The following is a 16,063-nucleotide window of genomic DNA, read 5'->3' as shown; positions in this document are numbered from 1 at the left end:
ATGACTGTCAAAACCCGCCTTTATGTAGACCAGCCTCTTGGTGAGGGGAACCGCGTTTCGCTCACCCAGCCACAAGCCCACTATTTGTTTGGCGTGATGCGCCTCGCGGTTGGCGGCGCAGTTGCGCTGTTCAACGGACGTGACGGTGAATGGCGCGGGGAAATCATAGAGGCTGGCAAGCGCAAAGGTGTATTGGAGTGCACGTTGCAAAGTAAACCTTTGCAAATGCCGCCTGACGTGTGGCTTTGTTTTGCGCCAATCAAGAAAACGCGCACGGATTTCATCGTCGAAAAAGCCACCGAAATGGGGGCAGCGAAAATTTGCCCTATCCAAACCGACTACACGAACTCTGAGCGGATCAAGCAAGAGCGCCTTCAGGCCCATGCGGTTGAAGCGGCAGAGCAATGTGGCGGCACCTATGTGCCCGAAGTAACAAGCTTGCAGAAACTAAGTGCATTTCTGGACCATTGGCCAAGCAAGCGTCAGCTGATGTTTTGCGATGAGACCGAACTTGGCGCTGCGACATCGCTGGCCGCTGCCTCGCGCGGGCCATGGGCGATCTTGATCGGCCCTGAGGGCGGATTTTCCCCAAGCGAGCGCAAACGCCTTCATGCTATGCCAGAAGCGCATGTTGTTAGCCTTGGCCCTCGTATCTTGCGCGCTGACACCGCTGCGGTTGCTGCAATGACAGTGTGGCAGGCCGCTTTGGGAGATTGGGCATGAGCTTTATTCGCCCAGAGGCGCGCAAAGCGATATGGCGTTGGCGCGAGGTATTGAGTGGCTGTTTGCTTGCCGTGCTCGCAGCAATTTGGGCCATGTCGAGCTTTGGGTTCGTTCGCGTTGTCGCACTTCTCTTTTTAGCACTTACCATTCTGGTGGTCCTAGCAGGTATTCAACGTGCGCGGTTCAGGGGGCGTGGCGGCGGGCAGGGCGTTGTTCAAGTGATCGAAGGGCAAGTCACCTATTATGGGCCATTGAGTGGCGGCGCTGTTGCGATCTCTGAACTGGCCGCGCTTAGCCTTGATGGACGCTCGAAACCTGCGCATTGGCTGTTGGTGCCTGATCAAGGAAACGCTCTGGAAATTCCAGTTAGCGCAGAAGGGAGCGATGCATTGTTTGATGCATTCAGCGGCTTGAAGGGGCTGAAGACCGAGCATTTGTTGCGGATCAAGCAAACGGATGAGCGCCGCTTGCACGTTGTCTGGCGCAGGCAAGACCTACAGGCGCGTATCAATACGCTAAACTAAACGGGCGCTAATCTTCGAAATCATCCGTTTTAAGATCATCCAAAAGGCCGGCTTTGCGCAGCGTGAGCACTGGGTAGTCCGGATCGTTCAGAAACCTATCTAAGGAAAACTCGGCTTCAAGGCCGCGGAGCGCTTTGAGTTGCTCGCGCGCTCCTGCCATATCGCCTGCTTGCGCACATAAGGCAACGAGTTGGCGGCGCGGTGCAACAAATGTCGGTGCGGCGGCGGATGCGCGCGCGGCCGCGGCACTCGCTTCTTCCAAACGGCCTGAACTGATGCAGACCAGCGAATGATATAAATCCCAAAGGTGCTCGATGTCGTCTTGGGGCGCAGATTTCTGGCACGAAAGCGAAATCTGATAGGCTTTTTCGGTGTCGCCAACAGCACAATACGCAACTGCAAGGGTCTGTTGGGCAAACAGATTGTTCTTGTTCCACAATATTGCGCGCTGGGCGAGTTCCGCTGGCGCGTCAAAATCATCCTCAAGCATTATTCGGGTCAGAGCGACCAACGCAAGGGTAAGCCCATTGTCGCTGGAAACATGCAAGGCATTGTCGGTTAGGCTTTGAATTTCGTCCAATTCAGCGGCGCAATCGGTGCTCGCGCTTTCAATCAATTGCGCCATTCGAGCAAACGCGCGCCACGCGAGATAAACGCCATTTGGATCAGTCGCATGAGCTTGCCTGAAATGACCTTGGGCAGCGATTAGTCCTTCGTTATCAAAGCGAGATAGCTGTTTTAGCCCCAAGCTCGAGAAGCCAGAAGCCGCAACCTCAGGTCGATCCAAGCTAAAGGCGCTGGGCATTCGGTGGGTGATTTTTGAAACGGCTGAATGCACGAGCTGCTGGATCACATCTGCTGAAATCGCGTCTGAAATATCCCCGGGTACATGGCGATGGTCAGAAAACAAAACGCGCTTGTCCGTTCCCCGATGAACTTGCAGAAACACGATCCCCTTTTTCCTGTCTTGAGCCACATTACATCGAATTTCCAAGTCCGAATCTAACTTACTCGCGCTGATAACGGTTTCAGAATGCCGTTGGGCGCTAAGCCGTTCTTCGATGCTTTTGGCAACCTGATCAGCGAGGATGTCACCTGCAATCCGTTCGGCTGCAGACCCGCTTTGGGTTTGAAACGCACGAATTTTGATGTCGGTTTTACGCTCGGATACTTGCTCGACAGGTTCAGCATGCAGCGGCTTTCCATGGCGCCGTCTAAAGGCGCGTAGCCATTCTTGGAATTCGGGGTCGCGGATGACCAACCCTTCTAGCAATTCCCGGTCATTGGTTTCTGCCTCGTTTTCAGCGTCCAAATCAGTTTCTACAAGGGCGGCGTCGAGCCAGATGTTCAACCGATCTGCGCCGAAGACGTCTTTGTCTTCGCCAAATGCCGCCCTGATTTCTGATAAAGTTTGACGCAAACTGCCACTTGCTTGAGAGGGGGATCGGTTTGACCAAAGACGCCCTTCGATCCAGCGCCGCGCTCTGCGCATTTCGTTCACATCGCACAGCATAGCAAGTAAGCCTTTGGCTTTGCTCCCTTTTGGTGTGATGTCTCGCCCGTCAGGGGCGGTCAACGTAAACGCGCCGTAAAACTGTACGCGATAAAGAGCAGGCATAATTGGTTCCGGCGACGACTGAATTTCGATCAGCTTAGGGCAATTTATCTCTTTCGCAAAGTCAGCGTTAAAAAAGAAAGAAATTTGTGGTTGGGGCTTCAGCCATAGCGTGAAAGCGGATTTAACTTTGAATTTCGAAGGTTTTTAGTCTCTCCGTGCGCGGGCCCTTATTATCCCCTCAATCCGCCAATTTCATCGCGTGCGATGCGCTGCGCAAGATACAAGGCAATCAGCCAACCGGAACTCACCGCTGCGGCAATTCCAAGCCACACGCCCCAAACATCAAAACCAAAAACGCTGATCAAGAGCCAGATGAAAAATGCAACGCCAAACCCCTGTCGGTATAGGCTTATCCAGAGGGTGAAAATGGGTCGTTTCAGCGCTTGGAGGAGCGAATTAATCGCAAATAGCATCATGTAGAGCGGAAACAGAAAGCCATCCACGCGAAGATAGCTTTGGCCAATGGGAATGACGTGTTCATCCTCGGTAAAAATGCGCATCGCCAAAGCGCCGCCAAACCATAAGATCGGGGCCGCCAGCGCGGTCATAACGAAGCCAAGTTTCCAGCAAAACCACAGGGCTTCCCGTACGCGCGCATGATCCTTGGCACCAAAATTCTGTGCGGCAATAGGCAAAAGCGCGCCCGTCATCCCAAGGACTGGTAGCAACAGGATCTGTTCTATTCTTAGCGCAATGCCGTAGGCTGCGATTGCTTCTTGCCCAAATTCTTTCAACGCGAATTGAACGACAAAGCCAGAGACAAACATGACCATCATCGCGGTCGTGGTCGGTAGCATTTGCGCCATTATTTCGCGAACTGTGGTCCACTCTAGGCGTATGTGGCGCAGCGCGACATCTTGCATTATTTCCAAGCGAAACACCGCCAAGAGTATCCAGATCATCACGCCCGTTTGGCTTAGGATCGTTGCAAGGGCGATACCGTTGAATCCCATCCCCGGAATCACATTAGAAACCCCGTAAATGAACAAGGGATTGAGGACTATATTCGCAAAAAACGCCACCATTTGACCGCGCTGAAGCGTTACGCTATCGCCATGCGCTTGAAGGATACCATTCGCGGAAAACGCAAGCATAAAGCCGGGCAGCGCCGCGATCAGCCAGTAGAAATAACCCGTTGCGGCATCGCGATATGCACCGGGTTCTGAAATCAGTGCGATCGCGCGCGGACCAAACCAAATTGCAAAAGCCATTAGGATCAAAGTTGCACAGATTGCAAAAGCAATGCCCTGCACCGCAAGGCGTCGCGCCGACCGGATATCTTTTGCGCCGCGCGCGTTTCCGACCAAAGCGGACATGGCAGAAGACAAACCGAAAGCGACGGAGATCAAAACAAAGAATGCTTGAAATCCAATGGCCAATCCAGCTTGCGCCTCTGTTCCAAGTTGGCCTGCGAAATAGACATCGACGACATTGTAAAGCGTTGTGAACAGCATCCCCAAAGCCGCAGGAATTGCCAATCGCTTAAAGTGAGACGCAATAGAACCCGTCGTTAGATCAAAATCTCGTGTCGCGGCCATTGGTTTTCCTCTCTCCAAAAATATCCTGGGGAGCGCGAGGGGCGAGCCCCTCGCTTTGGTCCGATCCAACGGATCGGAAGCCGACTTCAGGACTCATCGGTTTGCATTTTGCGCTCTAGCCAACGCACGCCTTGTGAAACAATCAAAATCAGAACCAAGTACTCAACGACCAAAATTGTGTATATTTCGAGTGGCCTATATTCAGTGACTACCAGCTCATTTGCCTTTCGCGTCAGTTCTTGCATGCCAATTACCGACACCAATGATGACATTTTCAACATGTATACCAATTGGTTTCCAAGCGCAGGAAGAATGCGGCGGATTGCTTGAGGTAAAATGATAAAGCGCATCGTATCGCGGTAATTTAGTGCAACAGATTGAGCCGCTTCATATTGCCCGCGCGCGATGCTTTGAATGCCGGCTCTAAAAATTTCCGCCTGAAATGCGCTGTCTGAAAGGGCCAGTGCCAAAACGCCAGCCCAGAACACGTTCAGTGTGATGCCCGACAGAGCAGGCAAGCCGTAATAAACCCAAAGGATTAACACCAAAATAGGGACCGAGCGCACACATTCCACGTATACGCGATTTATGGCACGCAGCCCTTTACGCTCTGACAATCCCGGTAGCGCTACGAGCAAGCCAACAACGACGGAAATCGCAATTGCCGTGAGCGACAAAAGGATCGTGTTCCAAGCGCCAGAGGCAAGGAATTTCAAATTGTTCATGCCGCCAACAGTGCGCGGGTCAATTACGTACCAGCCCCAGTTTTGGCCAGTGCAGCCCGACAGTGTTAATCCAAGCAGGGCAAGAAGAATAAATCGTTTCATAACAGCCCTCAGTGGTTAATGATTTTTTGCAAGAAATCTCGGCAGCGTTCGGACTTTGGTGAGGTAAAGAACGTGTCTGGCTTTGCAACTTCGACAATCTCACCCGCGTCCATAAAGACCATGCGATCCGCGACTTTGCGGGCAAACCCCATTTCATGGGTGACAACGATCATTGTCATGCCCGTCTCTGCAAGCTCGACCATTACATCAAGAACTTCAGTGATCATTTCAGGATCAAGTGCTGAGGTTGGCTCGTCAAACAACAAAATTCGCGGCTCCATGCAAAGCGAGCGAGCAATGGCAACGCGCTGTTGTTGACCACCAGAAAGTTGCTTTGGAAGCTTTTCGGCCTGATCTGGAATGCGCACCCGTTCTAGATAGCGCATCGCACGGGCACGCGCGTCGGCTTGGCTTAGCCCATAGGCGCGCATTGGACCGAGGGTCAAATTGTCGATCACAGTTAAGTGAGGAAAGAGGTTGAACTGCTGAAACACCATGCCGACGTTTTTTCGAATGGCATTCAAAGACGCTGCGCTATCATTCAAGCGCACGCCGTCGACTTCGATGTCACCTTGTTCGTGTTTTTCCAGTCGGTTGATGCACCGAATAAGTGTCGATTTGCCAGATCCAGAAGGGCCACAGACTACCAAACGCTCGCCTTGAGAGACCTCTAACGAGACATCGTTCAGTGCTTGAAATGTGCCAAAAAACTTCGACACATTCTGCATTTTGATTACTGGGCCATTTGCGGTTTCTTGCATCGTGCGCTCCATTTTGCAGCTTTAGGCAAATCAGGATGCGCGCCTCATGACAAGCACTATCGGCTTGCACATTGGTGCGATGCAGTGTGATCTATTGCCCATCCAATGTTGTGAGGAATGACCATGAAGATAATTAAGATCGCTGCAACCGCCGCCATGCTGGCTGGCTCCACAATGGCCGCCCAAGCGCAATCCGCGCTCAGCGAAATCCTGTCATCTGGCGTTCTCAAAGTAGGAACGACGGGCGATTGGGATCCAATGTCCGTGCGTGATCCGGCAACAAACACCTACAAGGGCTATGACATCGACGTGATGACCGAACTTGCGTCTGACTTGGGTGTAGAGCTTGAATTCGTGGCAACAGATTGGAAAACACTGGTAAGTGGTGTGACCTCTGGGCAGTACCATATTACGGGCTCCGCGTCGGTCTCTCCAGCACGTGCCAAAGCTGCCGGTTATTCTGATAGCTATTTTGCGCTATTCACCGTGCCTTTGACACAAAAGAAAAACGCAGAGCGCTTTAAAGATTGGGATGACCTAAATGCTGCGGATGTCAAAGTAGCGGCAACGCTTGGCACAACGCAAGAGCAGCAAGTGAAGCGCTTTTTTCCTGACGCAGAGCATCGCATCGTAGAGGCCCCCGCACGTGATTTTCAAGAAGTGCTGTCCGGCCGCGCAGATGCGAATATCACGTCGAACGTAGAGGCAAATAAGTTGGTCGCGAAGTACGATCAGTTGATGATTGTCCCTGTCTCTGAAGGGCGCGCGCCAACGCCAATCGCAATGCTATTGCCGCAAGCTGATCAGGTTTGGATCAACTATGTGAACACATGGATTGCTCTCAAGTCCGAGCGTGGGTTTTTTGATGACCTCGCAGATAAATGGGCGCTTTCTGTTGATTGAGACCGTTTAAATAGTTGAGGTAAGAGGGGGCTTTTGCCCCCTTTTTGGTGTCTGAGGGTGTTATGCTTGTAATCTACACGATCCCCGTTTCCATTTATACGGCCAAACTTCGCGTCGTGTTGCGCCACAAAGAGCTAGATTGGGAAGAGCGCCTTCCACCTGGAGGGTATCGCTCCGATGCCTATCGAAAAATCGTCCCTTCGGGCAATATTCCTACGATGATCGACGGAGAGGTGATGCTCTCTGATAGCGAGGCAATTGCGGAATATTTAGAAGAAAAACATCCGGATCCTGCAATGTTGCCTTCAGGTTTGGTAGCGCGAGCGAAGGCACGCGAAAGGGGGCGTTTTCATGATACGCGGTTAGAACCTGCTTTGCGTGGGCTCTACCCCCTTCTAAAAGCACGCGAACTCAGTGCGCTTGAAGCAGGTTTTGCCGAAGTAAACAGACATTTGAATGCTCTAGAGTTGCTACTTAGAACCGATGGGCTGCCCACTCGCTCGTTGCTGCTGTGCGATGCTGGATTTGCGGTAACTTTCGAGTGGCTCGCATCCTTGGAGCGTGCGTTACAACTAAAACTACAATGGCCCGACCTCGTCATCGCGTATCGTGATCGGCTAAATTCTTTTGCGCCTGTTGTGGACGAGTTGGAGTTTTACCGACCGGCGATACAAGCTTATTTGCATCCAACGACCTAAAACGTTCTGCGAATGTTTTAGGTCAGGGCGTTTTCTGCGAAAACACACATCTGTTTTTCGCAGAAAAACAACTGTTTAAGAGTATTCGCAGAATACTCTTGGGATCAAACTACCTGCGGCAAGCGATTTGCAGGCGGCGTGTTACGACTGCGCATTGAGGTGACGACACCATCAATGACGGTCATGCCGACACCTGGCAGATTTCCGAGCTGAACGCTTTCCAAGATGTTTTTACCAGGCGCGTGTTGCGCTTGATCCATTAGGACAAAGTCTGCGCACATGCCTTTCTCGATCAAACCCGTATCAAGGTTGCGCTGGCGCGATGTATTGCCGTTGCCAAAACAGAACGCGATTTCAGCAGGTACATTTCCAAAGGCAGAGAGCATTGCGATCATTCTCAAAATGCCAAGGGGCTGCACACCAGAGCCGGCAGGTCCATCGGTTCCTAGGATGACCTGATCCAATTTTCCTAACTCGCGCGCTGTGTTTACAGTCAGAACCGCCGCGCGTTCGTTGCCATTGTGGACAATCTCAAACGCTGCTTTGCAGCTTTCGCAAAGGCAAATGATTTGATCATCAGGCAGGGCCGAATGGCCACCGTTTATGTGGCCGATCACGTCTGTCCCAGTCTCCATCACCATATCTGCATCAATCAGTCCTGAGCCTGGTATAGAAGGGCCACCCGTATGGATCGTGCTTTGAATGCCGTACTTGCGCGCCCAGCTTACCATTTGCTGTGCGGTCTTTCCGTCTTTCACTGTTCCCAGCCCGACTTCGCCCAACAAAGTCACGCCTGCATTTGCCAAATCCTTAAAATCTTCTTCGACCATGCCGTGTTCAATCACAGGTGCCCCAGCATGGACTTTCATCCCCGATGGGCGGAAATTTTCGTACCAACGCTGCGAGGCGATCGCCATCGCCTTTAGGCCAACGACATCTTTTGGGCGGCCCGGCATGTGAACTTCACCAGCAGAAATCAGCGTCGTCACGCCGCCGTGCAACGTACTGTCAATCCAATGAAGTTGTTGTTGGCGCGGCGTATAATCACCGACGACTGGGTGGATGTGACTATCAATCAAGCCAGGCGCGAGTGTGACGCCAGCGGCATCAATCACGGTATCCGCATCTTCGAGATTCATGTCTTTCTCGCGGCCCCATTCTGCAATCTTGCCGCCATAGCAAATGATGCAATCTGCCTCATAAATGGGCGCTTCCATTTTGCCAGATAGCATCAGGCCGATATTGCGAATGACGAGTTTTTGCGGGGTCTCTGACATGATGGATCCTTTCAAATTCATTTGAACGCTAACAGAAGCGCAATCTCGATCAAGAGGTTTGCCGAAAGGATTTGACAGAATCTGCTTCTAGATATTCTATTCGTATACAAACAATTTTTTGCATCCGCCTGAAAGGGAAAATTTGACCTACCTCGCTCCGACGCAACTGGATGACGCGCTAGAAAAATTAGCGACGACTGAGTATTCGGTGATTGCTGGTGGAACTGATTGGTTCCCGGCCCAAGGTGAGCGGCCGACCCAATGCGCCATGCTTGATGTGACCCGTGTGCAAGGTTTGCGCGGCATCACACAGGCTGAGAACGGCTGGCGCTTTGGCGCGGCCACGACTTGGAGCGATATAGCTCATGCCAAACTACCGCCTGCGTTTGATTGTTTGAAACAGGCAGCGCTTGAGGTCGGCTCGGTGCAAATTCAAAACGCTGGAACAATTGCAGGCAATCTTTGCAATGCCTCGCCAGCAGCTGATGGCGTCCCTCCGTTGCTTGCGCTGAATGCAAGGGTTGAAGTTACCTCATCAAAGGGAACGCGAGTTTTAGATTTGCCTGATTTCGTGCAGGGCGTGCGCAAAATTGCATTGGGCACAGATGAATTGGTGACTGCGATCTTAATTCCCGATGTGTCGCCCGACAGAAAAAGCGCCTTTGTAAAGCTTGGTGCGCGCAAGTATTTGGTGATCTCTATTGCAATGGTCGCTGTGTCTTGCCGTATCGAAGATGGCGCTCTGGAGGGCCTTCGTATTGCCGTCGGCGCTTGTTCTCCTGTGGCGAAACGGATGCCTCAGCTTGAAGATGAACTGAAGGGAAAAACTCTAGAGCAAGCGATAGAGACGATAGGCGTTACGGATTTTTCCACGTTGAGCCCAATCAGCGATGTGCGGGGCACAGATGTTTATCGACTAGATGTGGTTGGCCCTCTCATTTCGCGCGCGTTGAAGGAAGCCGTCAATGGGTAAGCTTGAGAATATCGCCAAGACTCGGTTCGAATTGAATGGCGCTCCCGTTCAGAGCGAACAGGCCCCGCAAACACGTTTGAGCGCTGTTTTGCGTGAGGAATTGGCGGCAAAAGAGGTCAAAGTCGGCTGCAATGCAGGTGATTGTGGCGCTTGCACAGTGCTCATTGATGGTGCGCCCGTTTGCGCGTGCTTAACGCCGGTTGCGCAAGTTGAAGGGCGTGACGTGCGAACGCTTCAGGGGATCAAACCCGATATACTTCATCGCTTGCAGCAAAGTTTCGCGGCCCACCAAGCAGCGCAATGCGGGATATGTACACCTGCGATGTTGGTAAGCGCAGCTGCGCTTTTAAGCGATGTGGAAAAACCGAGCGTAAAACAGGTCGAAGACGCGCTTGGCGGCGTATTGTGCCGTTGCACGGGATACCGCAAAATCATTGATGCAGTGGTCGCAGCGGGTGAACCGATCAGGCAGATCGATGCCAAAGGTGTCGTAGGAGATGGCATTGCAAGGCTTGATGGCATTTCAAAGGTTGATGGTCGCGAAAGGTTTGGCGATGACGTCGCGCCCGATGATGCATTGATGGTGTTAGTGATCAGATCGCCTTTCGCTCACGCGTCGTTTGAGTTTGGATCATTTGATGGACTGGGGCCTCTGGAAGGGATTGAGGCAATTCTAACAGCCCAAGACATTCCGGGGACCAATCTGTTTGGCACCATTCCCGGCTTTCTTGATCAACCTGTGTTTGCAGAAACAGAAACGCGGTTTAAAGGCGAAGCCGTTGCCGCACTCATTGGCAGTGCAGAGGCAATTACGTCCTATGATGTGGGAAATTTCCCGATCACGTGGCGTGAGCTGCCAAGCGCGCAAAATGTAAGCGCGGCGCAGCGTGAAGATGCACCGCAGCTTCATACTGGCGCGAATGGCAACGTTATGTGCAAGGGTTTTGTTGCGCATGGAAATGTGAGCGAAGGGCTTGCGCAAGCTGACGCCATTTGTAGTGCAAGCTTTGAAACCTCTTTTGTGGAACATGCCTATATCGAACCCGAAGCAGGGTTTGCCGAAATGCTCGACGGTCGCGTGCATGTGCATGTTTGCACCCAAGCGCCCGTCATGAACCAAGAAGCGCTTGCGGGGGTTTTGGGCATCGCCAAAGAGGATATTCGCATTGTTCCGACAGCGGTTGGCGGCGGCTTTGGCTCCAAGCTCGATCTAACGGTTCACCCGTTTCTTGCGTTGGGCGCGATGGTCACAGGGCGGGCTGTGCGTATGGCTTACTCGCGCGTGGAAAGCATGGCGACGTCAACGAAACGGCATCCTGCACAGATTTCGATTAAGGGCGGCGTTACGCGCGATGGAAAGATCACCGGCCTTCAATTTGATGGCGATTTTAACACAGGCGCTTATGCCAGTTGGGGGCCGACTGTTGCCAATCGTGTCCCGCTTCATGCCTCGGGGCCCTACAGCGTGCCGCATTATCGCGCTGAAGCGAAAGGTGTTTACACCCATTGTCCTCCCGCGGGCGCGTTTCGTGGTTTCGGAGTCCCCCAATCAGCGATAGCGCAAGAGACCTTGTTTGATGAGCTTGCCGAAAAGGTGGGGATGGATGCACTGGAGTTCAGGATATTAAATGCGCTCGACAACGGCGTGCCAACGATTTCTGGACAGGTGTTTGAACAAGGCGTTGGCATAAAAGCTTGTTTGGAAGGGCTGCGGCCGGCATGGGAGCGCGAAAAACAAGGGTGTGCGCGCTTCAACTCCACATCGCCTCATGTGAGGCGCGGTGTCGGTTTGGCGGCGGGATGGTATGGCTGTGGAAATACATCCATGCCCAACCCATCTACGATCAAAAGCGGGTTGCGCCGCGACGGCACCCTTGTTTTGCATCAAGGCGCTGTAGACATCGGCCAAGGTTCGAACACGGTCATTACACAAATCTTCGCGCAGGCATTTGGAATTTCTCTGAGCAAGGTGACTCTGGTTGGCGCGGATACGGACTTAACGCCTGATGCGGGCAAGACCTCTGCCTCGCGACAAACATTTGTGACGGGGAACGCAGCCAAACTGTCAGGAGAAAGCCTTCGACGTCAGGTTCTCAGCATGGTCAATGCAGCGCAGGATGCCGAGATTTCGATTGATGGCGGCGCTGTGTTGATCGGCGCTGAGCACCGAATTGAACTATCGGACATGGACGAGGGCGATGATGGGTATGTGCTTCGCGCTGTTGCAAGCTATGATCCTCCAACGGAACCGCTGGATGAAAACGGGCAGGGCGTGCCCTATGCTCAGTTTGGGTATGCGGCGCATCTCGCTGTTGTCGAAGTGGACACGCAGCTTGGAACGATTAGGCCCATTCGTATCGTTGCCGCGCATGATGTGGGACAGGCAATTAATCCTTTGCTGGTGGAAGGGCAGGTGCAAGGCGGCGTCGCTCAAGGTTTGGGGATGGCGCTTATGGAAGAGTATATTCCAGGCCGTACCGAGAATTTGCACGACTATTTGATCCCAACGATTGGTGATGTTCCTCCTATTGAGACGCTGATCGTAGAAGAGGCAGATGCGCATGGCCCCTTTGGTGCCAAAGGGCTCGGTGAGCACGCGTTGATCCCAACTGCACCTGCAATCTTCAATGCGGTGCATTTCGCCACTGGCGTGCGCATGCGCCATGTCCCTGCGCTTCCTCACCGTGTGCGCGCAGCACTGAAAGAGGCTGGATATGTCTGAAGCTACTCGTGTGAAGCCTGAAAAAATTCGCTGCGATGCCTGCCCTGTGATGTGCTTCATTGCAGAGGGTAAAGCAGGCGCTTGCGATCGCTACGCCAATCATGCAGGCGAATTGGTGCGCCTTGACCCGCTTACCGTGATAGAGCGCGGCGCGCCTGCGGTCGCGTTTCTGGATCAGGGCGAAAACGCTCAGGATTGGGATGGTGATGTGCTGCAAGGCGCACGCACTTTTGTGACGGCTGTTGGGGCGGGGACGACCTATCCTGACTACAAGCCTGCGCCGTTTATTGTTAGCCAAGAAGTTGAAGGCGTTGATATGATCACCGTCGTCACAGAGGGCATTTATTCCTATTGCGGCGTGAAGGTGAAGATCGATACGGATCGCTTTATAGGCCATGAACGCGCCGTTGTGCGGGTGAAGGGCGAGGCGATTGGTCATGTGATGACTTCTGAGTATGGCTCAAAGATGCTGTCTCTTGGCGGCGTCGAGCATCTGACAGGTGGCAGCAAAGCAGAAGGCCGCGTGACCTGTGACGCGTTGATGAATCTTTGCAATCGCGAAGCGGTGACCATGCAAATTGATCAGGGCGCCGAGATAGTCGTGCAGGCGGGCAAAGCCCCGATCATCAATGGCGCGCCAGAAAAGCTGATGCGCGTTGGGTGTGGTTCGGCGACGATTGGAATGTTCGCCAAACAATGGGAGCCGCATGTAGATGAGGTGATTGTCGTTGATGATCACATCACAGGCGTTCTAAGCGAGCACGAAGCAGGCAAGCAGCTTGATATGCGGCCCTCTGGCATAAAAATAAACGGACGTCGTTCAACGCCCGGTCGCTATTTTCAGGTTGCTGAGCCGGGAACGGGCTGGGGCGGCACCGACGTTGATGATCCCTTAACGATTTTAAAGCCAGCAGATGCGAAAAAGGCGTGGCCCGGCCTGCGGCTTTTGATGGTGTCCACCACAGGGGAGCAATGGGCTTATTATGAGCTTGATGAAGACCTGATCCCGCAGCCTGCTGAAATCTCGGATGCCTTGCGTGTGAGCGCGGATCGCATCGCGGAAAACTGTGAACCTTCGCTTTGTTCGGTTTTGTTTATGGGCGGCGCAGGTGGATCGCTTCGCGCAGGTGTTACGGAAAACCCCGTGCGGCTGACGCGCTCGGTTAAGGATGCTTTAACTTATGTGTCCTGCGGTGGGGCGGAAGCCTATGTTTGGCCAGGCGGCGGCATCACTGTTATGGTTGATGTGATGGATATGCCAAGCAACTCGTTTGGTTATGTGCCGACACCTGCGCTCGTTGCGCCAATAGAATTCACGCTTCGGCGCGAAGACTATGGCGCATTAGGTGGGCATGTTAATCACATCCAGAACGCCAAAGATGTCGTGCACGATGCGGTGAGAAAAGTCATGCCTGCGCCATTGCAACCTGACCCACACAGAGCGCAACGCGACAAGCGCGAGGGGCGCAAATGAACGGGGTTCAGTCGGCACTGCTTTCAGGCGATCGGCTTCATTTGCAGCATGGGCCGATTGATTTGGTGATCGGTTGCGATGCCCAGAAAGAGCGTGCCTTCGCAGCGGCTAAGGCGCGCCTGTCTACTATTCTGGCTGAGGTGATGGATGACATTGAATTGCTTCGCCGTGCGAATGGTCCCGCACCGAAAGGCAGGGTTGCTTTAAAGATGTGGCACGCCGCGCAAGGGCAGCTAGGTTTCGTTACGCCCATGGCAGGTGTCGCAGGTTCAGTGGCGGAAACTGTTTTGGAAGCCATGCTTAAAGCCGCACCTTCAATGAAACGCGCGTATGTTAACAACGGCGGAGACATCGCGCTTCATTTGGCGGGCACTGCTGAGTATAGCGTCGCGATGTCGGGGTTGTCTGGCCAAAGGCTTGGCAAATTGACACTGAATGCGCATCACGATGTGCGCGGCATAGCGACAAGTGGGCAGGGCGGGCGCAGCCTGTCCTTTGGCATTGCTGACAGCGTGACCGTTTTGGCCGCGACCGCAAGTCAAGCCGACGTAGCTGCAACGCTGATTGCTGGAGCGGTGAACCTACCCGATCATCCCGCCATCGAGCGGAGGAAGGCGTGTGAAATTGATGATACGAGCGATCTTGGAGCGCGCCGCGTCGTAACGCATGTTGGTGCGTTGACGGAGGCGGAGGTTTCGGCGGCATTGGATGCTGGCCAAGGTTTGGCCCATAAAATGCTGAGGCTTGGATTGATCCACGCTGCGAGTTTGCATTTGCGCGGGCAAAGCAAACAAATTGAAATGAATACAAAAAAGGTGCTGGAACATGCCTAAAGTTGAGGTTCGCAAAGTCATGACTCTCGTTGAAGAAGTCTTTCACGAAGGAGGTCCGCGCGCAAACATTCCGCAGAAAAAGGCAGCGGTGGTTGCGGTGATCGCGAACCCATATGCGGGGGGGTATGTGGAAGATATTCAACCCTTCATGGAGGATTTAAAGCCTTTGGGGCTACAGATGGCACAAAAGCTGATTGACGCGTTGGGCGCAGATGCATCGTTGATCGAAGGCTATGGGAAAGGCTCGATCGTCGGCACCGCTGGTGAATTGGAACATGGCGCTCTTTGGCATGCGCCGGGCGGTTATGCCATGCGCGAACTGCTAGGCGGGGCGAAGGCGATTGTGCCATCGACCAAGAAAGTCGGCACCGCGGGAGTGCGGTTGGATGTTCCGATTACTCATATTGATGCCTCTTATGTGCGGGGACATTTTGATACGATGGAAGTGGGGATGAACGATGCGCCGCGTGCAAATGAGTTGGCTTTCGCTCTGGTCATGAGTACCGGCGCGCGCGTGCATGACCGTGCGGGTGGATTGGCCGCGAAAGACATTAAGGGAGAGGATGGTCTACGATGAGCGCTGACATTCGTAAAATTGCTGTTTGGGTCGAAGAAACACACCGCGAAGCGGGTCGGGAAATATCCCCTGCGACGCGAAAGGCCGTCGCCGTTGCCGTTATCGCCAATCCATTTGCGGGGCAGTTTGTCGAAGACTTAACGCCGTTGATGGATATAGGTGCCGAGCTTGGTGAATTGCTTGGGAGGCGATGTGTTGACGCGCTCGGCCTCTCTCCGTCTGCGGCTGAAAGCTATGGCAAAGCCGCGATGGTCGGTGAAAATGGCGAATTGGAGCATGCCGCTGCGCTATTGCATCCGAAAATGGGCGCGCCTTTGCGTAAAGAAGTTGAAAAAGGCGCTGCGCTTGTCCCGTCGTCAAAGAAAATGGGTGGACCGGGGCAGGACTTGGACGTTCCGCTCGGCCACAAGGATGCAGCTTATGTGCGTTCGCATTTTGACGGGGTCGAAGTGCGTATGAATGATGCGCCGCGCGCGAATGAAATCTTGGTGGCGATTGCTGTGACCGATAGCGGACGCCCACTGCCGCGGGTTGGTGGGTTATTGCATGAAGATGCGACAGGTAAAGATGGGCTGCGGTAGTTCGCTTTGATCTCAAGCGCATGCGGCGGTTCAG

Annotated in this window: 15 protein-coding genes; 10 read left to right on the top strand and 5 right to left on the bottom strand. The window is 53.4% G+C overall.

Translation table 11 applies throughout. The features are described from left to right. Together ACRBCU_RS13500 and ACRBCU_RS13495 are read left to right on the top strand one after the other, a co-directional pair. Positions 1-723, top strand: coding sequence for a 16S rRNA (uracil(1498)-N(3))-methyltransferase (locus ACRBCU_RS13500; RefSeq protein WP_431365915.1), 723 nt, complete (start codon positions 1-3; stop codon positions 721-723). Further along, positions 720-1,247, top strand: coding sequence for a hypothetical protein (locus ACRBCU_RS13495; RefSeq protein WP_431365914.1), 528 nt, complete (start codon positions 720-722; stop codon positions 1,245-1,247). The genes ACRBCU_RS13500 and ACRBCU_RS13495 overlap by 4 nt, the downstream gene beginning before the upstream one ends. Before the next feature lie 7 nt (positions 1,248-1,254). On the opposite strand, the gene ACRBCU_RS13490 is transcribed toward ACRBCU_RS13495, so the two are convergent. From ACRBCU_RS13490 to ACRBCU_RS13475, 4 genes are all read right to left on the bottom strand, one after another. Then, the gene (locus tag ACRBCU_RS13490) at positions 1,255-2,865 is read right to left on the bottom strand and encodes an AfsR/SARP family transcriptional regulator (protein ID WP_431365913.1); all 1,611 of its coding nucleotides are present in this window, start codon (positions 2,863-2,865) and stop codon (positions 1,255-1,257) included. Between the two features lie 170 nt (positions 2,866-3,035). Further along, positions 3,036-4,403, bottom strand: a complete 1,368-nt coding sequence (locus ACRBCU_RS13485) for an MATE family efflux transporter (RefSeq protein ID WP_431365912.1) — start codon at positions 4,401-4,403, stop codon at positions 3,036-3,038. A gap of 86 nt (positions 4,404-4,489) precedes the next feature. Continuing rightward, entirely contained in the window at positions 4,490-5,230 is a 741-nt protein-coding gene (locus ACRBCU_RS13480; RefSeq protein WP_431365911.1) for an amino acid ABC transporter permease, read from the bottom strand. An 8-nt stretch (positions 5,231-5,238) separates the two neighbouring features. Beyond that, positions 5,239-5,991 carry an amino acid ABC transporter ATP-binding protein gene (locus ACRBCU_RS13475; protein ID WP_431365910.1) on the bottom strand — a complete coding sequence of 251 codons (753 nt, stop codon included), beginning with the start codon at positions 5,989-5,991 and terminating at the stop codon, positions 5,239-5,241. Between the two features lie 123 nt (positions 5,992-6,114). Between ACRBCU_RS13475 and ACRBCU_RS13470 the strand changes: the two genes are divergently transcribed. Both ACRBCU_RS13470 and ACRBCU_RS13465 read left to right on the top strand, forming a co-directional pair. After that, the gene (locus tag ACRBCU_RS13470; RefSeq protein WP_431365909.1) at positions 6,115-6,894 is read left to right on the top strand and encodes a transporter substrate-binding domain-containing protein; all 780 of its coding nucleotides are present in this window, start codon (positions 6,115-6,117) and stop codon (positions 6,892-6,894) included. A 62-nt stretch (positions 6,895-6,956) separates the two neighbouring features. Next, positions 6,957-7,592, top strand: coding sequence for a glutathione S-transferase family protein (locus ACRBCU_RS13465; protein WP_431365908.1), 636 nt, complete (start codon positions 6,957-6,959; stop codon positions 7,590-7,592). A 104-nt stretch (positions 7,593-7,696) separates the two neighbouring features. On the opposite strand, the gene ACRBCU_RS13460 is transcribed toward ACRBCU_RS13465, so the two are convergent. Beyond that, positions 7,697-8,869, bottom strand: coding sequence for an amidohydrolase family protein (locus tag ACRBCU_RS13460; protein ID WP_431365907.1), 1,173 nt, complete (start codon positions 8,867-8,869; stop codon positions 7,697-7,699). A 142-nt stretch (positions 8,870-9,011) separates the two neighbouring features. Between ACRBCU_RS13460 and ACRBCU_RS13455 the strand changes: the two genes are divergently transcribed. Genes ACRBCU_RS13455 through ACRBCU_RS13430 form a run of 6 tightly spaced genes read left to right on the top strand, consistent with a single transcriptional unit; the run spans position 9,012 to position 16,029 of the window. Next, the gene (locus tag ACRBCU_RS13455) at positions 9,012-9,842 is read left to right on the top strand and encodes an FAD binding domain-containing protein (RefSeq protein ID WP_431365906.1); all 831 of its coding nucleotides are present in this window, start codon (positions 9,012-9,014) and stop codon (positions 9,840-9,842) included. Then, positions 9,835-12,564, top strand: a complete 2,730-nt coding sequence (locus ACRBCU_RS13450) for a molybdopterin-dependent oxidoreductase (protein WP_431365905.1) — start codon at positions 9,835-9,837, stop codon at positions 12,562-12,564. Before ACRBCU_RS13455 ends, ACRBCU_RS13450 begins: the two co-directional genes overlap by 8 nt. Further along, positions 12,557-14,038: a 6-hydroxynicotinate reductase gene (locus tag ACRBCU_RS13445; protein ID WP_431365904.1), complete on the top strand. Its 1,482-nt coding sequence runs from the start codon at positions 12,557-12,559 to the stop codon at positions 14,036-14,038. The genes ACRBCU_RS13450 and ACRBCU_RS13445 overlap by 8 nt, the downstream gene beginning before the upstream one ends. Further along, positions 14,035-14,871, top strand: a complete 837-nt coding sequence (locus ACRBCU_RS13440; protein ID WP_431365903.1) for a UPF0280 family protein — start codon at positions 14,035-14,037, stop codon at positions 14,869-14,871. The genes ACRBCU_RS13445 and ACRBCU_RS13440 overlap by 4 nt, the downstream gene beginning before the upstream one ends. Further along, positions 14,864-15,448 (top strand): amino acid synthesis family protein, encoded by a 585-nt coding sequence (locus ACRBCU_RS13435; RefSeq protein WP_431365902.1) that lies wholly within the window; start codon positions 14,864-14,866, stop codon positions 15,446-15,448. Before ACRBCU_RS13440 ends, ACRBCU_RS13435 begins: the two co-directional genes overlap by 8 nt. Next, positions 15,445-16,029 (top strand): amino acid synthesis family protein, encoded by a 585-nt coding sequence (locus ACRBCU_RS13430; protein WP_431365901.1) that lies wholly within the window; start codon positions 15,445-15,447, stop codon positions 16,027-16,029. Before ACRBCU_RS13435 ends, ACRBCU_RS13430 begins: the two co-directional genes overlap by 4 nt. Positions 16,030-16,063 lie beyond the last annotated feature (34 nt).

Origin of the sequence: Planktotalea sp., assembly GCF_050633725.1 — a bacterium.
In the GTDB taxonomy this organism is placed as follows: Bacteria; Pseudomonadota; Alphaproteobacteria; order Rhodobacterales; family Rhodobacteraceae; genus Planktotalea.
This window is presented reverse-complemented; position numbering and strand designations above follow the sequence as displayed.

Excerpts from the sequence above, each read along its gene's own strand:
- ACRBCU_RS13500 (WP_431365915.1), top strand. The coding sequence starts at position 1 with ATGACTGTCAAAACCCGCCTTTATGTAGACCAGCCTCTTGGTGAGGGG.
- ACRBCU_RS13440 (WP_431365903.1), top strand. The coding sequence starts at position 14,035 with ATGAACGGGGTTCAGTCGGCACTGCTTTCAGGCGATCGGCTTCATTTG.
- ACRBCU_RS13475 (WP_431365910.1), bottom strand. The coding sequence starts at position 5,991 with ATGCAAGAAACCGCAAATGGCCCAGTAATCAAAATGCAGAATGTGTCG.
- ACRBCU_RS13485 (WP_431365912.1), bottom strand. The coding sequence starts at position 4,403 with ATGGCCGCGACACGAGATTTTGATCTAACGACGGGTTCTATTGCGTCT.
- ACRBCU_RS13490 (WP_431365913.1), bottom strand. The coding sequence starts at position 2,865 with ATGCCTGCTCTTTATCGCGTACAGTTTTACGGCGCGTTTACGTTGACC.
- ACRBCU_RS13450 (WP_431365905.1), top strand. The coding sequence starts at position 9,835 with ATGGGTAAGCTTGAGAATATCGCCAAGACTCGGTTCGAATTGAATGGC.
- ACRBCU_RS13470 (WP_431365909.1), top strand. The coding sequence starts at position 6,115 with ATGAAGATAATTAAGATCGCTGCAACCGCCGCCATGCTGGCTGGCTCC.
- ACRBCU_RS13435 (WP_431365902.1), top strand. The coding sequence starts at position 14,864 with ATGCCTAAAGTTGAGGTTCGCAAAGTCATGACTCTCGTTGAAGAAGTC.
- ACRBCU_RS13460 (WP_431365907.1), bottom strand. The coding sequence starts at position 8,869 with ATGTCAGAGACCCCGCAAAAACTCGTCATTCGCAATATCGGCCTGATG.
- ACRBCU_RS13430 (WP_431365901.1), top strand. The coding sequence starts at position 15,445 with ATGAGCGCTGACATTCGTAAAATTGCTGTTTGGGTCGAAGAAACACAC.
- ACRBCU_RS13495 (WP_431365914.1), top strand. The coding sequence starts at position 720 with ATGAGCTTTATTCGCCCAGAGGCGCGCAAAGCGATATGGCGTTGGCGC.
- ACRBCU_RS13445 (WP_431365904.1), top strand. The coding sequence starts at position 12,557 with ATGTCTGAAGCTACTCGTGTGAAGCCTGAAAAAATTCGCTGCGATGCC.
- ACRBCU_RS13465 (WP_431365908.1), top strand. The coding sequence starts at position 6,957 with ATGCTTGTAATCTACACGATCCCCGTTTCCATTTATACGGCCAAACTT.
- ACRBCU_RS13480 (WP_431365911.1), bottom strand. The coding sequence starts at position 5,230 with ATGAAACGATTTATTCTTCTTGCCCTGCTTGGATTAACACTGTCGGGC.